This is a genomic window from Nostoc sp. WHI, assembly GCF_015714725.1.
Taxonomy (GTDB): Bacteria; Cyanobacteriota; Cyanobacteriia; order Cyanobacteriales; family Nostocaceae; genus Nostoc.
On sequence record NZ_WBKM01000276.1, the window covers coordinates 17,092 to 35,537 of the forward strand.

Below are 18,446 nucleotides of genomic sequence, written 5' to 3' on the forward strand. Positions count from 1 at the left end.
AATACGCTTGGGTTAAGGGCTACTGGTACAAAATTTTGGGTTTTTGAGACGCGATAAATCGCCGTCTCTACAAATGTTTTGGTCTTATCTGAACTGTATTGTGCTATAATTTCCTCCTTTTTAAGAAGGGAATTATAGCAAGCTTTAACTCAAGCAGATCCATACGTGGGGTTAATCTAAAATCTAAAATCTAAAATCCAAAATTGATTAACCCTTACAAAGTACTTGTCGCATTTTACGCATATTTGCAGGCAACTCTAAGTTCATTGCTTGTTGAATGAAAATTGATGGAATTGGAATAAGCGGCGTAGCTTGCACAGTATAAGCAAGCATTGTACCATTACCGCAATCTTGGAGTTCTAAATTGGCGTTAAAGTCCTCGAAACTCCCTTTTTCCATGCGAAATTGAATTTGCTGCCCCAGGACTTCTATAACATTGAGGTAAATTTCAACTTGAGCGGTGAAAAATAAAAAGGCTTTTTGTGCTGCTTGATACAGGTGCTTAACTTCACCTTTGTAAATTATTTCGCTTTTAGTAATATCAGGAAAATATTGCACCCACCGGGGATAATCAGTTAATTGCTGCCAGGCTTGCGATCGCACCATCGGCAAATACATCCAGGCTGTTACTGCGCCACCACACATTTTGTACGATCGCGTTTCTATCAAAATTTCACCCTGTACCAGCAACCTTTGCCTGTCTTGACTCCAAGACATATCCGAACCTACAATAATTGAGTCTGATATATAAGACGCAGACATAGTGATTTAAGTTACTCCTCAACTCATCCACCTAAACGGTATTGAAACTACAAGCCATAAAACTTGATTCAGATCCAACACACTAAATTTTAGTTCCAGTTTAATACTTATCTTTTCTGGAAATAGTGATTTTCCGGTAATTATTTCAATTACTTTGCTGTAAAAGCTGTATTGCTGATCACAATTAACACAATTATTACTTAAGTGAATTTTATCAGAGCAATAATTGTAGATGAAACCAAGTTTTTAGCAGATAAAATAATCCAAATGCAACCGAATATCAACCACCTTACCCCAACGTCGGGATAGGATCTCTCGATTTTTACGTATTATTTCTGATGAAACTGCGACTTTATCGTAATTTTATATTTTATTTGTCAATATCAAATGTAATGTCTGTTGAGTTGAGAGGAAAAATAGGTGAGTCAATCTGCTTTAAATCGGAAATTAATCCAGATTTTCGGTATCCTTCTCGGCATTAGCGTCGCCGTCTGGGTACTGAGAGGCTTTGGGATTCTGACTTTTATTCCAGGGGGAATTATTTGGCTACTACTACTAGGGGCGATCGCAATAGGCATTATCAGTTATGCCCAAAGGACATGGTGGCGTTTTTAAAAGAAACAGATTTTGCACTCCTGCCAACAACTGCCATAGATTTCTAACCTATGGCTAATTAGCAAAACTCCTCTCAATTGGACTTTGAACTCGATGAAGAGGGAAAATAACAGCTAGCCTAGAGAGTAGGTGCTGTAAAAGAGATATTTTTGAAATTGCTACCGTTACAAATTGTAGTTATTGGGGGTGGAGCAGCCGGATTTTTTGGCGCGATCGCTTGTGCTAAAGCCAATCCTGATGCCAAAGTTACTTTACTCGAAGCCAGTCGTCAACCCCTGGCGAAAGTGCTAATTTCTGGTGGCGGACGCTGCAATGTCACTCACGCTTGTTTTTATCCTGAGGAGTTGGTGCAAAATTACCCCAGAGGCGCAAAAGCTTTGCGGGGTGCTTTTACTCGGTTTCAACCTAAAGATACAGTAGCTTGGTTTGCAGCTGTGGGAGTTTATCTAAACATTGAAACTGATGGCCGGATGTTTCCCGTTACGAATAATTCAGAAACCATTGTGGAATGTCTGATTAAAAATGCGGCGACATTCGGGGTAAAACTGTGCATCAGTACCCCTGTAACGTCCGTGAAACAAACTTCAAAAGATCAGGGGTTTGATATCCTCTTGAAGTCGGGAGAAACGATGAAATGCGATCGCCTACTTCTTGCGACCGGCAGTAGCCTTGTAGGTTATAAAATTGTCCAGGAGTTAGGTCATCAAATTGAACCGCCAGTACCCTCATTATTTACCTTTAACATTGTCGATCAAAAGCTGAGGGAGTTGGCTGGAATTAGCGTTAACTCTGCACAATTGCGGTTATCTGTGGGCGGAAAGTCCCAATTACAACAAACTGGCCCATTGCTAATTACCCATTGGGGTTTGAGTGGCCCTGCTGTTCTAAAGCTTTCCGCCTGGGGTGCAAGGATTTTGCACGAAAGCCGCTATCAAGCCACATTATTAATTAATTGGCTACCTCATTTGCAACAAGACCAAGTGCGACAACAAATTTTAGCAATTAAGGATGAATGGGCAAAGAAAGCGATCGCACTCCATCGAGGTGTTGACCTACCCCATCGTCTCTGGCAATATATCATTGCCCGTGCAGGCGTTACCACAGAAGACCGTTGGGCAGGAATATCTCATAAAACCTTAAATCAATTGGTGCAAGAACTCACTCAAGGGCAATATTTAATCAGTGGTAAAGGAGCCTTTAAAGAAGAATTTGTTACCTGTGGCGGTGTCAAACTTCAAGAAGTTAACTTCAAGACGATGGAAAGTAGGTTAGTTCCTGGTCTTTATTTTGCCGGAGAAATCTTAGATATTGATGGCGTTACCGGCGGGTTTAACTTCCAAAGTGCTTGGACGACTGGGTATTTAGCAGGGGTAGGAATGGCGAATAATTCGTGATGACCTACGAATTACTTTCACACTTCTATAGAATTACTGTGTTGGAGCATTAAGAGGGAAAATTATCTTGCCTTTATAGTTTAATTTTGAACACACCCAACAATGAAATTCAGCGAAATTTTACACCAATTTGGTGATGCTGCGATCGCTCACAGCCTGACTGACAACCCAGGCCATGACCCAGAAATTACAGGAGTAGCAGCCATAGATGAAGCTAGCATTGGGACTCTCAGCTACGTAGAAAGTGCAAAATTTGGATCTTTTGTCGGCAATACCAATGCTAGTGCTTTAATTTTGCCCCAAGATGAAAAATTACAGGTGCTTGCACATCAGAGGGGTATTGTCTGGATAGTGACCCCAGATACGCGACTTTTGTTTGCCAAAGCGATCGCACTTTTTTATCAACCATATCGCCCCATCCCAGAAATTCATCCCACTGCTGTGATTCACTCCACCGCAAAAATTGGTAGTGATGTTTATATTGGCCCCCATGCTGTGATTCAACAAGGGGTGGAAATTGGCAATGATGCAATTATTCATCCGAATGTGGTGATTTATCCAGATGCCAAAATAGGCGATCGCACCATTTTACACGCCAATTGCACCATTCACGAACGCACCCGCATCGGTGCAGATTGCGTTATTCACAGTGGTGCTGTCATCGGTGCAGAAGGCTTTGGTTTTGTTCCTACTCGGACTGGTTGGTTCAAAATGGAACAATCTGGCTATACAGTCTTAGAAGATGGCGTGGAAGTTGGCTGCAACAGTGGCATTGATCGCCCAGCCGTCGGAGAAACACGGGTAGGACAGAATACAGTAATTGATAGCTTAGTGCAAATAGGTCACGGTTGCCAAATCGGCGCTGGCTGTGCGATCGCCGGTCAGGTTGGCATGGCGGGAGGTGTCAAACTGGGGAATCGCGTAATTTTAGCTGGACAAACAGGAATAGTCAATCAAGTGAAGATGGGAGATGGGGCGATCGCATCTGCTCAATCTGGAATTCACAGCGATGTTGCACCAGGAGAAATTGTCTCAGGATCTCCCGCAATGCCCTACAAATTGTATCTTAAGGTATGCGCTGTTTATAATCGCTTGCCAGATATGTATCAATCGCTAAAACAATTGCAACGTAAATTAAAAAATAGCAATGATTAACTAGAAAATTAGCGATCGCAACGTCGTGTGCGATCGCTAATTACTGAAAGCCTTAGATAGTAAATACTTTTCGGTTAAGGTACACAGTCCTTAATGATCCCCCTTAGTCCCCCTTTTTTAAGGGGGGTTGGGGGGATCGAGTCTTAATCGAACCGTATTGCTTAGATATTAAATGTAATCCCAGCAGTGAACGCAGTTAAACTGACATCCTCAGCCACAGCAATCACGTCGCCGAAAGCAGGCGAACCGAAGAAGATGACCGTATCTAAAACAGAGAAAGAATTTGTAGAACTACCAGGCGTAAACCTTTGCTGTACAAAAGTGTAATCGCTAGCGGAACCGCGGAGATTTATCTTGTCACCATCTACTACAGAGAAATCTGTGATAATAGCATGACCAGCTTGCCGATAGGAGTCATTTAGGCTGAACGTATCAACAGATTGAACTCCTCCGAATGCACGTCCTCCTGTTAAAATATCTATCTCTCCGCTATTAAAGTTACCACCACCAAAGAGGGTATCATTACCCTGTCCGGCATCCAGACGATCATTACCAGAGTCACCATTTAGGCGATCGTTGCCCGCACCTCCCGTAAGAACATCACCCTCAGATCCACCAAATAGTACATCGTTACCGCTACCACCTAGCAGAATATCGCTGCCACCGCGACCCCCAAGAAATACGCTTACGTTTTCGTTGGCGCGACTGGCATCTATGCGATTAGAACTATCTCCTCCTTGGATTTCGACGTTTTCAATACCTTGGAGGGTATCAGTACCTGTAGCTGAATCATCTATATTGGCAAATGGGCCAACCTTGCCACCTTTTATTTGGCTTTTATTTGGGTCATTGGCAAATGAGAACAGATCAAAGCTATTGTCGCCCTGTATTAATAGGGAGTCCTCACCTCCTCCCCCGATGTATTGGTCATCACTTGCTCCATCAAAAGCACTATCGGAAAAACTATCCCTCCCGGCTCCACCTTGGAGAAAGTCAGATCCTTCTCCTCCATTAAGATTATTGTCGTCATTTCCACCGAGAAGGGTGTCATTGCCATTATTGCCACGGAGGAAGTTAAACCCTGTTCCTCCTACTATGCTGTCATTCCCATCACCACCGTTGATTTGGTCAACACCACGGCTACCGATGATGGTGTCATTGCCTGCACCACCAAAGAGATGGGTTCGATCTGATAACAAAGCTTGAGACGCATTAATCGTGTCATTACCGGAGGTACCAGTGAGCCTGACAGCCTCAACCTCAGAAAACTGGTGAACTAAATTACCGACAAACAGCCGATCATTAGTCAAGAAATAATTTGAGGCTCCCTCAACACGCAACTCGTCATTACCTACACCGCCAATCAGGGTATCGCCAACATCACCTATAGCCGGAAAATTCCCGTTTTGAGCGATGAGAGTATCTCTACCCGCACCACCATTAACAAGATTGTTCCCAGTGCCACCAGAAAGGCTGTCATTGTCGTCGCCGCCGTTGAGAGTGTCGTTACCCGCGCTACCATCAAGGGTGTCTCTGTTGAATCCACCATCGAGGAAGTCGTTACCAAGTGCCCCGAATAGAGAATCATTGCCAAAGTTGCCTATTAGAGTATCATTACCCGCGCCACCATTAACCGTATCGTTACCCGCCAGAGCATCGATTCTATCGTTGTCCCCATTAGCTATAATTCTGTCGTCAGCAGGTGTTATGCTTCCACTAATAATCGCCATAATTTTGAGTCTCCTTTGATTTAGTTGTGAGTTTGTATGTGATTTAATTGATTTGGACTTGGGATCAATTCCTCAACAAAGTTAGATTTGTCTAAAGCCCAATAACTGCTCTTGCTGTTATTACTAGGTTGCCTTTTGCACTCAAAAACGTAAATATGGATAATTTAAGGAGTTTGATTTCAAGAAATTAAACGACAAAAGAGGTTAAGTAAGGTTAAGTAAGAAAAGTTAAGGTGAGGTGAGTAATCTTTGCTGAACCAGGCGAGGCATGAATTACAGCCATTTGAATAAATTTAAGAATTTGGGCTGTAGTTAAATATATAAATAGTTGTTATTCATCTCTGAGCAATGGATTTTGAAACAGCATTCAAAATATTAGATACAGCAGTTGTTGCCCAGACAAAAAGACATCTGAAAGATATTGAAGTGACAATACTTCGTAGCTCTTGGCAAGGAAAGAAGTATGGTGAGATTGCCCAAGTTCATGGCTACACTACCGAATATTTACAGCATGATGTTGGCCCTAAGCTGTGGCAGATGCTGTCAGCAGCATTTGGCGAAAAGGTTAGTAAAAAGAATTTTCAGGCAGCACTAGAGCGGCAGAGGCTTTCCGGTAATGCTGATTCACCAAAGCAGTTAGAGGATATTTTACAGTCCCAAAAGCTGATGTTATCTGATTCACAACTAAAAATAGATAACTCAGTTTCTCAGGAAAATGGGGAAGTATTGCTAACTCTACACACAAATGAGCGATGTCTACGACGGGCTACGCCTACGCAACTAAACGCCGAACCAGAATTTCCGGTGGGTCAAGTCCCTCTCACTTCTAGTTTTTATGTTGAACGCCCTCCAATTGAAGATCGCTGTTTTCAAGAGATTTTGCAGCCAGGCGCCCTAATTCGCATCAAAGCATCTAAACAGATGGGCAAAACCTCGCTAATGGCAAGAATTCTGGATGAAGCTAGAAATCATGGCTGTCAAACTGTAGCTTTAAGCTTTCATTTAGCAGATAAAGCAGTTTTCGCCAGCTTAGATACATTTTTGCGCTGGTTCTGTGAAAGTGTTGGCAGGAAACTCAAGAAGCTTCATCAGTTAGATGATTATTGGAGCATTTATGGCAGTAAGGATAAAACCACCGCTTACTTTGAAGAGTGTTTGTTAGAAGAAATCGATAGCCCATTAGTAATTAGCTTAGATGGTGTTGATCGCATTTTTCCACATCGTGACATTGCCGAAGACTTTTTTAATTTATTACGAGCTTGGTATGAGTATGCAAAGTATGGCGATCGCAGTAGCGAACTTTGGCAAAAACTCCGCCTAGTTTTAGTACATTCCAAAGAAGTTTATATTCCGTTAAATATCAATCAATCTCCCTTTAATGTCGGGTTGAGCATTGAATTACAAGAGTTTAATCAAGAACAAGTCCAAATTTTGGTTGAGCGTCATCAGGCACTAAATTGGATTGATGTTCAGGTCGAAAAACTGATGGACATGGTAGGAGGACATCCCTATTTAGTTCGGTTAGCTCTTTATCATGTTCAACATCAAGACATCACACTGGAGCAGTTGTTGCAAACAGCCCCAACTGAAGCGGGAATTTACAAAGACCATCTCCGAGAGCATTTGTGTAATCTTGATGATCATCCAAATTTAGTGGCAGCTTTTAGCCAGGTTGTGAAAAGTTTAGTGCCGATAGAACTAGACTCGGAGTTAGCGTTTAAATTACACAGTATGGGTCTAGTGGTATATTGTAATGACAATAAGGTGATGCCACGCTGCAATTTGTACCGCCAATATTTTCAACATCACCTTAGTTAGTTATAAATTTTAACCAAGTACAACATTTCATTAATTCGTAATTAATTCTCCGCGTACCTCTGCGTTTCCCTTTGCGCCCCTTTGCGTTTAAATAAATCACTTTTAAAAAAGCTAGTTAGGATGCAGCCTTACAAATATCAAGTCGGAGGGAGTCTACAAATTGATGCTCCGAGCTATGTGCAGCGACAAGCCGACAAAGATTTTTATAATGCTCTAAAAGCTGGAGAATTTTGTTATGTCTTCAACTCGCGGCAGATGGGCAAGTCCAGCTTGCGAGTGCAAACAATGCGTAAACTGCAAGCAGAGGATATTGCCTGTGGCGTGATCGACATTACGGCAATTAGTAGCCAGGACATCACTGCATCTGAGTGGTATTTGGGCATACTGCGGAGGCTGGTGCGTAGCTTCATTCCCAAATTCAAAGTACTGAGTTGGTGGAGCGATCGCTCTGAACTATCACCAGTGCAACGCTTAAGTGAGTTTATCGAGTCAATACTGTTGATAGAAGTCTCTCAAAAGATGGTGATTTTTGTAGACGAAATTGATAGCATTCTCAAATTAAACTTTAAGGATGATTTTTTAGCTTTAATTCGAGCTTGCTATAACAAACGAGCCGACAATCTAGCTTACCAGCGCCTTACCTTTGCGCTACTAGGGGTAACAACTCCCTACGATTTGATTCAAGACAAACACCGGACACCTTTTAATATTGGTCGAGCAATTGAATTAAACGGTTTCCAATGGAATGAGGCTCAACCATTAGCCGAGGGATTAGTGGGTATCGGTAATCCTCAGATAGTCTTGCAAGAGATATTAGCTTGGAGTGGTGGTCAACCTTTTCTCACTCAGAAACTTTGCCAGTTAGCAATCGCATCTTCTCCCATTCCACCAAATGGTGAAGCAGAGTATGTTGAGAAACTGGTACATTCTCAAGTAATTGAAAACTGGGAATCCCAAGATGAACCGGAGCATCTGAGAACGATTCGCGATCGCATTTTTTATCAACGCACTAAGCAATTACTGGAGCTTTATCAGCAAATTTTGCAAACAGGCCAAATCACAGCACATAGCACTCCTGAGCAAATAGAATTGCGGCTATCAGGATTGGTAGTTAAGCAACAGGGTTTGTTAAAAGTTTATAACCGCATTTATGCTACTGTTTTTAATCAAAATTGGGTTAATAAAGCCTTATCAAGCTCACAATCGGTATCGCTTCAAACATTACCCAGCAAACGCCGTCTTCAAACTGTGCTTGTTTTAAGTGTGGTTATAACAGCTTTGGTAATGGGGGTACGGCATCTAGGATTATTACAAGCTGTGGAACTAAAAGCTTTTGACCAACTGCTGCGGCTGCGTCCTCGTGAACAACCAGATCGCCGCCTTTTGGTAGTGGCGATCGCTGAAGATGATTTTAAGCTTCCAGAACAGCAGGAGAGAAAAGGGTCGCTATCAGATCGGGCACTCGCCCTCCTTGTGCAGAAATTAGAGCAGTATCAACCACGAGCCATTGGCTTAGATATTTATCGTGATTTCCCTGTAGATGTCAAGGAAGCACCTTTAGCTAATTGGATGCGGCAAAGCGATCGCTTCATTGCTATTTGTAAAGTCAGCGAACCCCAAATTAATGAACCAGGCGTTTCACCCCCTCCAGAAATTCCTTTAGAACGTCAAGGCTTTAGCGATTTTGTCAAAGACAGCGATGGTATTCTCCGCCGCCATTTGATTGCTATGAAACCAGGCGACTTATCCCCTTGTACTACGCCCTACGCCTTCAGCGCTCAATTGGCATTTCGTTATTTAGAGGCAGAGGATATTTCTGTCAAGTACACCAAAAAAAAAGATTTGCAGATTGGCCAAGTTGTGTTTAACCGATTGCGATCGCCTATAGGTGGTTATCAAAAACTGGATGACTGGGGCTATCAAATATTGCTTAATTACCGTTCCTTTGACTCTCCCTTAAAGGCTATCGAGCAAATCACATTAAAAGATGTACTTACGGGTGCGATCGATGCCAATCTCGTGAAGAATCGGATCGTACTTATCGGCATCACTAACCAAAGTGCCGGTGATTATTTTTCCACCCCTTACACTACTAATCAAAAGCAGGAAATACCAGGAGTTATTGTTCATGCTCAAATGGTGAGCCAAATTCTCAGCGCAGTTTTAGATGGGCGAACTTTGTTGTGGGTTTGGCCTATTTGGGGTGATGCTTTGTGGATGTTTAACTGGTCGCTTTTTGCAGGGATATTGGCATGGCGGATTCGTAATTTCTGGCTTTTAGGACTGGCGGTAGTTGGTGGAATTGGGGTTATATCGGCAATTAGCTTTGTTATGCTTCTAGAAGGTATTTGGATACCGCTAATTCCTGCTGCGATCGCTCTGGTCGTTACAGGTAGTAGTGTAGTAATTTACAACGTTTCTCAAGGCAGTAACAGCAGTATGAATATATCTAGCCAGGAAAGGTTAAAGTAGGGAGAATTTCCGAAAACACCTTTCATACTTTTGAATATATAAATAATCTTCATTAGTCCACTTATTATGCTGATCTTATTATTTGTAAAATTGGACACTTGCTAATGAAAATAGGTAAAAACTGGAGTTACTACTGAAATGAACTTAGGTCTTCGACAGCTTAAACTTGCCTTTGCAATCAGTTTGGTATCGCTATGCTTCACATTAGTCCAAGCACAGCCCGTAAAATCTGAAATTCTCGCATCGGGGATTTTTAACGCACCTCCTCCACCAGATGACATTAACGCACCCGGTAATCGCGTTGGCGGAGGAAAGCGCGGTTGCAAGAGCATGAACAACGAGCTTGCTACATCCAAGGAAAAGCGGCTGACAGCATTAGTTCCGGTTTATCAGTTGCCAAATGCAGAATTAGTTTTTGGATTAACGACTGCCTCTTATCCAACTTTCTGGTTTTACGTTCCTGATGTAACCATAGTTTCCGCAGAGTTCGTGCTGCAAAATGAAGCGGGGGAGACTATATATCAAAGCCCTGTTTCACTGTCTGGAACGTCAGGGGTTGTTAGCTTCTCTCTGCCATCTACAACTTCCTCGTTAAAAATTGGCAAGCGTTATCATTGGTATTTCAATACTTACTGTAATTTACAACAACCACCTATTTTTGTTGATGGTTGGATTAAAAGGGTTGAACCCAACGCCGCTCTCAAAAATCAGTTAGAGACAGCAACACCAAAACAGCGCGTTGCTCTTTATGCCACTAATGGTATTTGGTATGAGTTTCTGACTGCTTCAGCCGAACTTCGTCGCCTAAACCCGAAACGTACTGATTGGGCTACCATGTTACAAACTATTGGTCTAAATGACATTGCCTCAGAACCGATAGTAGACTGCTGCCAATAGCTATAACCAATTACCTAATAAGACGTAAGGTGCCCAAAATATCGGATGTTGATACTTAGGATTCTTTAATAAAGCTACTTGGGCTTGACGGAGTGCTTCAGCTTTAGTTAATTGTTTGGTAATTAGTTCTCCATAGAACTGACTCATCAATTCTGCTGTAGATTCATCATCCACATTCCACAAAGAACCAAGGGTACTACGTGCCCCTGCCCGCACAGCCATCCCAGCAAGTCCTAAAGCAGCCCGCTTATCTCCAGCAGCCGTTTGACAGGCGCTAAGAACGAGTAACTCGATCGCATTAGGTTTTTCCGGATCTCGAAGTAAATTATCCAACTGATTGACGTTAATCCGACCATCCCAAGTGAGAATAAACGTCTCCTCAGCTTTAGAACTAAACTGACCGTGAGTTGCCAAGTGGACTACAGAGAAAAGAATAGAATTGATTTCTTTTTGGAAAGTTTTGCTGGTAAATTCTTGATTGAGAAGCACTTTAGTTGACACTTCAGACTGAATTTGATTCAACTCAAACGCCACATTGCCCAGGGCAGAAAAGCCCTGGCGTGCTTCAGTAATTCCGGCAGTCAAAACTTTTAGTTGTTGCTGTGACAAAGACTTTGGGGCTAATAGCTGCAACCCTGGAGTCAAAGCGATCGCATATTTCTGGATAAGATATTGTTGACCGTCATAAAGAGCAGCCATAGGAATATTTCGTAAGGAACCATCCAGAACAAATACCAAAGTTTTGATTTGGGATTTGGCTAAGTTTTTCTCCACTGGTTGCAGCAGCCAATTATATACTTGCTGGGATAATGACCGAGTTTCTTGCAGTGTGTGAGGTTTGAGCAGGTTTTGTCGCAATTGTTCTAAAGTTCTTTCCACTTCACTGGCAGTAATGGCAATTTTGTAATGGCGCAACGGTTGTTGAGGTAACTTGAGAATAACTTCTAGTTTGTCTGCCAAAATAATTGGATAAATAACTGCCGCAGTCGAATCTTTTTGATCAATAACAGAGTCAATTTGTATTGGTCTTCCCTCTAAGCAAGCAACCCGAAAGAAATTGTCCAGTTCAGCTAGTTGTAGGGATTCAATGACGGCGCGGGCTTGAACTAAGTTGTCTTGGCTTGGTTGAGAACTTGCTTCTGATTGCAACAGCAAATCGACCAACTGCCGATAGATTGGCTCTACTTCATCTCGAAAAGAAAACTGCACCTCTGGATTAACCGCAACTAAATCGTTACGTAGAGACTGAAGGATTTTCACTGATTCGGTGTAAGCTGCGATCGCTCCCTTAATATCTCCCTGCGCTTTCAGCAAGCGTCCTAACTGCCATTGCCAACGATAGGTAATATCTGGCACATTGATGGCTTGGGATAGAATTAAAGCTTGCTGGGTGAGGTCTTGGGCGCTACTAAATTGCTGAGTCTGTTCGTATAATCCTCCGAGATTTCCCAGGGCATAAGCAACCGAGCGCTGGTCTTGTAAATCTCTAGCTTGTTGGACTGCCATAGCCAAAAGCTGGGCAATTTCCTTCACCTCGTAACCGTCTACGCCTCTTGCTGCTAGTTTCATCAGACTTTGGGCAAAGTTAATCCGAGCGTAAACCGCCTTACGAGTGGCAGGCAAATTTGGGATTTGAGTTTGAATCTGAGATGCCAACCCTTTGGCAACAGTTAGTTGATTGTCGTCTAACAATAGGTGAAGTTGATTTAAATCAGCTTGGATGCGTGTAGTTAAGGAAGTAGACCTAGCAGCCTGTTGATAGTAATTTAGCGCGGCTGGCGTATCTTGCTGGGCTGTGGCAGTGTTGCCTAAACTTAGCCAAGTTTCACTGATTGCTTGAGGAGATTGCCCTTGTATTCGCGTCGCTACTTCTAAACTCTGCTGCAAAATCTTTCGGGATTGTTCTAAATCGCCGACTACTCGGAGTACATTACCGAGACTACGCAATCCTGTAGCTTTGAGAGTTGAATCTGGTTGATTTTGGAGGTTTTGGTTAATCTCAGTTAATGTCTTCTGAGCTTGGCGATAATGTCCTAAAGTTTGCCAAGCTTGAGCAGAGTTAATCTGGGTACGGATTAACCTAGTCTTGTCGTCTATTTCTGAATAAATTGCAGCTGCTTGTTGCCAAGTATTTAGAGCTGATTCAGCTTTTCCCTGTGCTAACTGTAGCCGACCTTGAATATCTAAAGCTTGGGCTAGGATTGGCGTTAGCGCAGTTATTCCTTCAGAGGCTTGCTTGGTCTGTAATAAGTTTAGACTTTGAGCGATCGCTTGACTCGCTTTAGACCACTGTCCTAATTGCTGATAAGCTAAGGAGAGATTGCTCAAACTCATAGCTTCCTTGAGTTTATCCTTTTGAGCTTTGAAAGCAATGTATGCCTGTTGAAAAACTAAAGATGCCTCATTAAATAGTTAGCAAACCTGCATCTCCAGTTGCGCCTAAATTAGAAGAAGCTCCTATGGTTGTAGGAAACTGACCATTAGCGGAGATCCCAACTACTTGCACAGAGTCTGCTGTGATTGTCAAATTCCCTGCTTTACCAGTACCTCTAGTGCTAACACTCACAAGTGCCCCATCTCGAATCTCCAACTCACCAGTATTAATTGTCAACAAACCTGCGTCTCCTGTAGAACCTGGTTCGGCAGTAGTTGCCAAAACGCTAGCGTTAGTAAGAGTATTGCCGGATCTACCAATGACTCGAATTTTGTTTGCTGTGACAGTTACATTCCCTCCTGTACCACTGCCAAAAGTGCTGGCACCTACCTGTGCCCCATTTTGAATCAGCAACTCATTAGTGTTAATTGTTAAATTTCCTGCGTTCCCAGTCACGCCTGGGTAAACAGTAGCACCTAAGCCACTAGGAAACCGACCATCAGCAGATGTACCAATGACATCTAACAACTCACTAGCATTTACCACTAAAGCTCCACCAGCCTCGCTCCCCAAAGTACTTGCCTCTATTTGGGAACCAGTAGTGAGGGTGACACGTTTACCTGTTACCTGTATATCACCGCCACCAGCTCCGCTAACATCGACTGCCGATTGTTGGGTTAGTTGAATGTTGCCTAAGTTTTGTACGCCTTCATAGCCCAAAGTAAACCCATTTTCTGTGGGAGTCAGGTTCACTAAAGCGTCTCCTGCAACACTACCCAATTCAATCCTGCCTCCAGCAGTCTTCAGCGTTGCTCCCTCTAAGCCAAGATCGCCACCCACCAATGCTAAAGTTTGATTGGAAGATACGCGCAGTCCATTTGTAGTATCAATTAAGTCGGATGTTCCCCTAAGTCCTTGGCCATCACCTAGCACCTAAATACTGCCTGGATTTCCTCCGAATTGCAAGCCTATAGGAACATTTATCGTCAATAAAGGTATGTTTTCAGGTGCTTTAGCACTGAACTCTAAGCCATCGGCAAATTTAAAGCTACTTGCCGTACTGGCTAAAAACGAGCCTCTGATATCTAAACGGGCATTTCGCCCAAAAATAATTCCATTGGGATTGAGCAAAAATAGATTAGCTGCATCATTGGTTTTAATCAATCCATCAATATTAGAGATAGAGGAACCTGTTACCCGACTAATGATGTTCTGAATCTCCGTAGCATTTTTGAAGAAAGCAGTAGCTCCAGTTGGGACAGAAAATTGCTCAAAGCTATGGAACAAATTTTTACCCCGCGTTGCTCCACCTGAAATCACATCAACGGGAGAACCAGGAGTTTCAGGTGTAACTACAGAACTTTCAGATCCCAAGGTGCGATCGCGTACAATCTGGGCTAGTGCAGAATCACAAGAAGCGATCGCTCCACCCATCACCAACCAACTCGCTAAAGAACGTGGATTAAATAACTTGCAATTTTGAGTATTGTTGGGGTTTAGAAGCATAGTTGTGACAAAAAATCATCAAAGAAAATCTTTATTGTTTCTTTAAAATTCTCAGCAACTTGGGCTAAGACGTTTTTGGATTTTGTGCAGTCTGTAGCAGCTTCCGCTTTCCCTGTAGCAGTTCCCACTTTAACGTTACCGTGTATCGCGCAACCTGTAGCAGTTCCCACTTTAACGTTTCCGTGTATCGCACAACCTGTAGCAGTTCCCGCTTTAACGTTTCCGTGTATCGCGCAACCTGTAGCAGTTCCCGCTTTAACGTTTCCGTGTATCGCACAACCTGTAGCAGTTCCCGCTTTAACGTTTCCGTGTATCGCACAACCTTTAGCAGTTCCCACTTTAACGTTTCCGTGTATCGCGCAACCTGTAGCAGTTCCCGCTAAGACGTTTCCGTGTATCGCGCAACCTGTAGCAAATTCTGCTTTCTCTGTAGGAACTTCTGCTTTAACCCCAGTTTTGCACTTTATTTAATCTGCATTCCTCAGTACGATTTCCATCTGCAACTGCAATTGCTTGTAGGCATCTGAGAATTTACCTTTTGAACTACATTCCGCCGCGCAGTCTTGGCGACTTGCCTTTACCTTGTACTCCGTAGACTAAAATCATAATTTCTCCAGCACTGGCTTTGTAGAAACAATATGACGCTCTAAACCCAGTTCTTTTGGACTAACGCCAAGTGCTAAAGCAATCAACTGAGGTAAATGCAACACCGGTAAACCTAGCTTTTGTTCAATCACCTTTTCCACCTCTGGCTGACGCGAATCTAAATTTAAGTGGCACAAAGGGCAAGGTGTAACTATACAGTCAGCACCAGATGCCAAAGCGTCCTGAATATGCATCCCCGCCATTTTGAAAGATTGGGTAGTGGCATAACTAGAAAGCGGCCAACCACAACATTGCGTCCGCCCTCGGTAATAAATTGGTGTTGCACCCACAGCCCGAAACATATTTTCCATCGCTTCCGGTTGGAAGGGGTCGTCATAAGGCATGGATTTTTGGGCGCGGAGGAGATAACATCCATAAAACGCGGCACATTTTAATCCCGTTAACTTCCGGGTGACACGTTTGGTAATTTCCTCTAAACCATAATCTGTTACCAAGGCGTAGAGAAGATGTTTAACATCAGTACTGCCGCGATAAGGCGAACAACCTTCTTTATGCAGCAAGCCATTAACCTGTTCAACGTAAGCGGGGTTAGTTGTTTGGCATTCTTTCAAATTTTCATTAACGTGACCGATAACACCTTGACAAGTGCTGCAATGGGTGAGCAAGGGCAGATTTAATTCTTCTGCTAAGGCAATATTTCTGGCGTTGACTGTATCTTCCAGCAATTGGGAGTCTTCTTTAAATGTGCCAGAACCGCAGCAAGCAGCTTTTTTAAGTTCAACTAATTCAATGCCCAGTGCTTGGGTAAGCGCTTGAGTTGACTGGTAAAGTTCCCGACAGGCTCCTTGGGCAACACAACCGGGGAAGTAAGCGTATTTCAGGGTGTGAGGTAGCATAGTAGTATGTTTGGGTTAGAGCGATCGCTCTAGACAATAACTGTTTTATCATGCCTTGTTAGCACCGAAGTTCTGATGTTTGACGTTCAACCGCCTTTTGGCACTCTAGGTTCAAAGCCGCAGCATCTAGATATTCTTATTGCTAGCAAGGCTTGGGAATACTGATCGAGACATTGTAAAAAAAATTAGCAATAATTAGACAACTGAAGCATTTACACGGTATCGGCGATGGCGTAGCCCGCTCGACTGCCCAAGTGTTCCCAGAAAACTACCCCATTGTTTTTACCAATGGGAGTGTTTTTCTGACAGAAAAACCCTTGGCAGTATGCGCACGATCACGCTTGACGATAAGATGTATATGCTCAAAACAATGTCTTCTGTAAAGAGTAGATTCTAGCAACTAGTTAAGGACTTTTATTTATGAGCCAAGCGGAACTTTTTGAAAAGGTCAAAAAAATCGTCGTCGATCAACTGAGTGTTGAAGACCCTAACCAAGTCACACTACAATCCAAGTTTATGGACGATCTCAATGCTGATTCCCTTGATACCGTTGAACTCGTCATGGCTTTGGAAGAAGAATTTGATATCGAAATTCCCGACGAAGCTGCCGAGAAAATCATATCGGTTCAAGACGCAGTAGATTACATCAACAACAAAGTTACCGCATCAGCTTAACTAGAGATTAGGGATTAGGTATTGGGGATTGGGGAGATTTTTCTCCAACCTAGTCACCCTAAGGGTGACGCTCCTAACGCTCCTAAAGCTGAGGCTAACAAGCCAGTATCTTAAAGTCGGTAAACCCGATGCCAGTCGCTCATAAAGGAAACCTTTAAGACCGATCTGGCTTATCAGTACCTAGTCGCTAGTCTCGAATTTTTTTGCCGGCTGCTTTTTCGCCACTTTTAACTGAATCATGACAGATTATACACGTAAACGCGTTGTTGTAACTGGTGTTGGCGCGATTACACCTATTGGTAACACAGCAACAGAATATTGGGATGGATTATTGAGTGGACGCAACGGCATTGACTACATCACACTTTTTGATGCGTCTAGCCATGATTGCCGCATTGCTGGTGAGGTGAAAAACTTCGATCCACATGATTATTTAGAACGCAAAGAAGCCAAGCGCATGGATCGGTTTGTCCAATTTGGGGTTGTAGCGGCCAAACAGGCTTTATCTAACGCGCAGTTAGTTATTAATGAACTGAATGCAGAACAGGTAGGTGTCATGATCGGTTCTGGCGTTGGTGGCATTAAGGTATTAGAAGACCAGCAAACTATCTACCTCAACCGTGGGCCCGATCGCTGTAGTCCATTCATGATCCCAATGATGATCGCCAATATGGCAGCAGGATTAACGGCAATTCACACGGGTGCTAAAGGGCCAAACTCCTGTCCTGTGACTGCTTGCGCTGCTGGCTCTAACGCCATAGGGGATGCTTTTCGCTTAATTCAAGGCGGATATGCCCAGGCGATGATTTGCGGGGGAACGGAGGCGGCTGTAACACCATTATCGGTAGCTGGGTTTGCCGCTTGTAAAGCACTTTCTTTTCGCAATGAAGACCCAACTAGAGCTTGCCGTCCCTTTGACCGCGATCGCGATGGATTTGTCTTGGGTGAAGGTTCAGGAATATTAATTCTAGAAGAACTACAACACGCCATCAGTCGCGGCGCTCACATTTATGCCGAAATGATCGGCTATGGCATGACCTGTGACGCTTACCACATCACCTCCCCCGTACCTGGTGGACTCGGAGCCGCTAGAGCGATGGAACTGGCGCTCAAAGATGCCAAAATAACTCCCGAACAGATCAGCTATATTAATGCCCACGGCACTAGTACCCCAGCTAATGATTCAACTGAAACCTCAGCAATCAAAAAAGCCTTGGGAGAACACGCCCATAAAGTAGCAATTAGCTCCACCAAATCGATGACAGGTCATTTATTGGGCGGTTCTGGAGGTATTGAAGCAGTGGCAACAGTACTGGCGATCGCTAATGACCAAATTCCACCCACAATCAATCTAGAAAATCCCGATCCTGAGTGTGACTTAGATTACGTGCCTAACTTTAGCCGCGCTCAAAAAGTCGAGGTGGCAATATCCAATTCTTTCGGGTTTGGTGGTCATAATGTCACACTGGCCTTTAAGAAATACGTCTAAAAAAAGCAGGAGGCAGGAGGCAGGGGGAGCATTGGGCATTGGGCATTGGGCATTGGG

The 18,446-nt window shown here is 43.4% G+C and carries 13 protein-coding genes and 1 pseudogene; 8 read left to right on the top strand and 6 right to left on the bottom strand.

What is annotated here, in order from left to right:
* Positions 1 to 207: 207 nt before the first annotated feature.
* Complete coding sequence (locus F8S12_RS27670; protein WP_196519483.1) at positions 208 to 762, bottom strand: SRPBCC family protein; 555 nt, start codon at positions 760 to 762, stop codon at positions 208 to 210.
* 420 nt (positions 763 to 1,182) lie between these two features.
* On the opposite strand from F8S12_RS27670, the gene F8S12_RS27675 reads away from it, so the two are divergent.
* The 3 genes from F8S12_RS27675 (at position 1,183) to lpxD (ending at position 3,926) form a co-directional block, all read left to right on the top strand.
* Positions 1,183 to 1,377, top strand: coding sequence for a hypothetical protein (locus F8S12_RS27675; RefSeq protein ID WP_196519484.1), 195 nt, complete (start codon positions 1,183 to 1,185; stop codon positions 1,375 to 1,377).
* Positions 1,378 to 1,532: 155 nt separating this feature from the next.
* Entirely contained in the window at positions 1,533 to 2,771 is a 1,239-nt protein-coding gene (locus F8S12_RS27680) for an NAD(P)/FAD-dependent oxidoreductase (protein WP_196519499.1), read from the top strand.
* Between the two features lie 102 nt (positions 2,772 to 2,873).
* The gene (gene lpxD / locus F8S12_RS27685; protein ID WP_196519485.1) at positions 2,874 to 3,926 is read left to right on the top strand and encodes a UDP-3-O-(3-hydroxymyristoyl)glucosamine N-acyltransferase; all 1,053 of its coding nucleotides are present in this window, start codon (positions 2,874 to 2,876) and stop codon (positions 3,924 to 3,926) included.
* Between the two features lie 161 nt (positions 3,927 to 4,087).
* Here lpxD and F8S12_RS27690 read toward each other — a convergent pair whose 3' ends face one another.
* Positions 4,088 to 5,656 (bottom strand): calcium-binding protein, encoded by a 1,569-nt coding sequence (locus F8S12_RS27690; RefSeq protein WP_196519486.1) that lies wholly within the window; start codon positions 5,654 to 5,656, stop codon positions 4,088 to 4,090.
* A 348-nt stretch (positions 5,657 to 6,004) separates the two neighbouring features.
* Here F8S12_RS27690 and F8S12_RS27695 point away from each other — a divergent pair, with 348 nt between their 5' ends.
* From F8S12_RS27695 to F8S12_RS27705, 3 genes are all read left to right on the top strand, one after another.
* Positions 6,005 to 7,474: an AAA-like domain-containing protein gene (locus F8S12_RS27695; RefSeq protein WP_196519487.1), complete on the top strand. Its 1,470-nt coding sequence runs from the start codon at positions 6,005 to 6,007 to the stop codon at positions 7,472 to 7,474.
* A 120-nt stretch (positions 7,475 to 7,594) separates the two neighbouring features.
* Positions 7,595 to 9,946 (top strand): CHASE2 domain-containing protein, encoded by a 2,352-nt coding sequence (locus F8S12_RS27700; protein WP_196519488.1) that lies wholly within the window; start codon positions 7,595 to 7,597, stop codon positions 9,944 to 9,946.
* 138 nt (positions 9,947 to 10,084) lie between these two features.
* Entirely contained in the window at positions 10,085 to 10,843 is a 759-nt protein-coding gene (locus F8S12_RS27705; protein ID WP_196519489.1) for a DUF928 domain-containing protein, read from the top strand.
* Here F8S12_RS27705 and F8S12_RS27710 read toward each other — a convergent pair whose 3' ends face one another.
* The 4 genes and pseudogenes from F8S12_RS27710 to F8S12_RS27730 all read right to left on the bottom strand — a co-directional run bounded on the left by F8S12_RS27710 (position 10,844) and on the right by F8S12_RS27730 (position 16,225).
* Positions 10,844 to 13,177, bottom strand: a complete 2,334-nt coding sequence (locus F8S12_RS27710; RefSeq protein ID WP_196519490.1) for a CHAT domain-containing protein — start codon at positions 13,175 to 13,177, stop codon at positions 10,844 to 10,846.
* Positions 13,178 to 13,247: 70 nt separating this feature from the next.
* Positions 13,248 to 14,723, bottom strand: a pseudogene (locus F8S12_RS42095) (two-partner secretion domain-containing protein).
* Positions 14,714 to 15,061, bottom strand: coding sequence for a hypothetical protein (locus F8S12_RS27725; RefSeq protein ID WP_196519493.1), 348 nt, complete (start codon positions 15,059 to 15,061; stop codon positions 14,714 to 14,716). Before F8S12_RS27725 ends, F8S12_RS42095 begins: the two are co-directional and overlap by 10 nt.
* A 264-nt stretch (positions 15,062 to 15,325) precedes the next feature.
* On the bottom strand, positions 15,326 to 16,225 hold the full coding sequence (locus tag F8S12_RS27730) for a CoB--CoM heterodisulfide reductase iron-sulfur subunit B family protein (RefSeq protein WP_196519494.1): 900 nt from the start codon (positions 16,223 to 16,225) through the stop codon (positions 15,326 to 15,328).
* Positions 16,226 to 16,645: 420 nt separating this feature from the next.
* Here F8S12_RS27730 and acpP point away from each other — a divergent pair, with 420 nt between their 5' ends.
* Positions 16,646 to 16,900 (top strand): acyl carrier protein, encoded by a 255-nt coding sequence (acpP, locus tag F8S12_RS27735; protein WP_196519495.1) that lies wholly within the window; start codon positions 16,646 to 16,648, stop codon positions 16,898 to 16,900.
* 238 nt (positions 16,901 to 17,138) lie between these two features.
* Positions 17,139 to 18,389, top strand: coding sequence for a beta-ketoacyl-ACP synthase II (gene fabF, locus F8S12_RS27740; RefSeq protein WP_196519496.1), 1,251 nt, complete (start codon positions 17,139 to 17,141; stop codon positions 18,387 to 18,389).
* Positions 18,390 to 18,446: the final 57 nt, after the last annotated feature.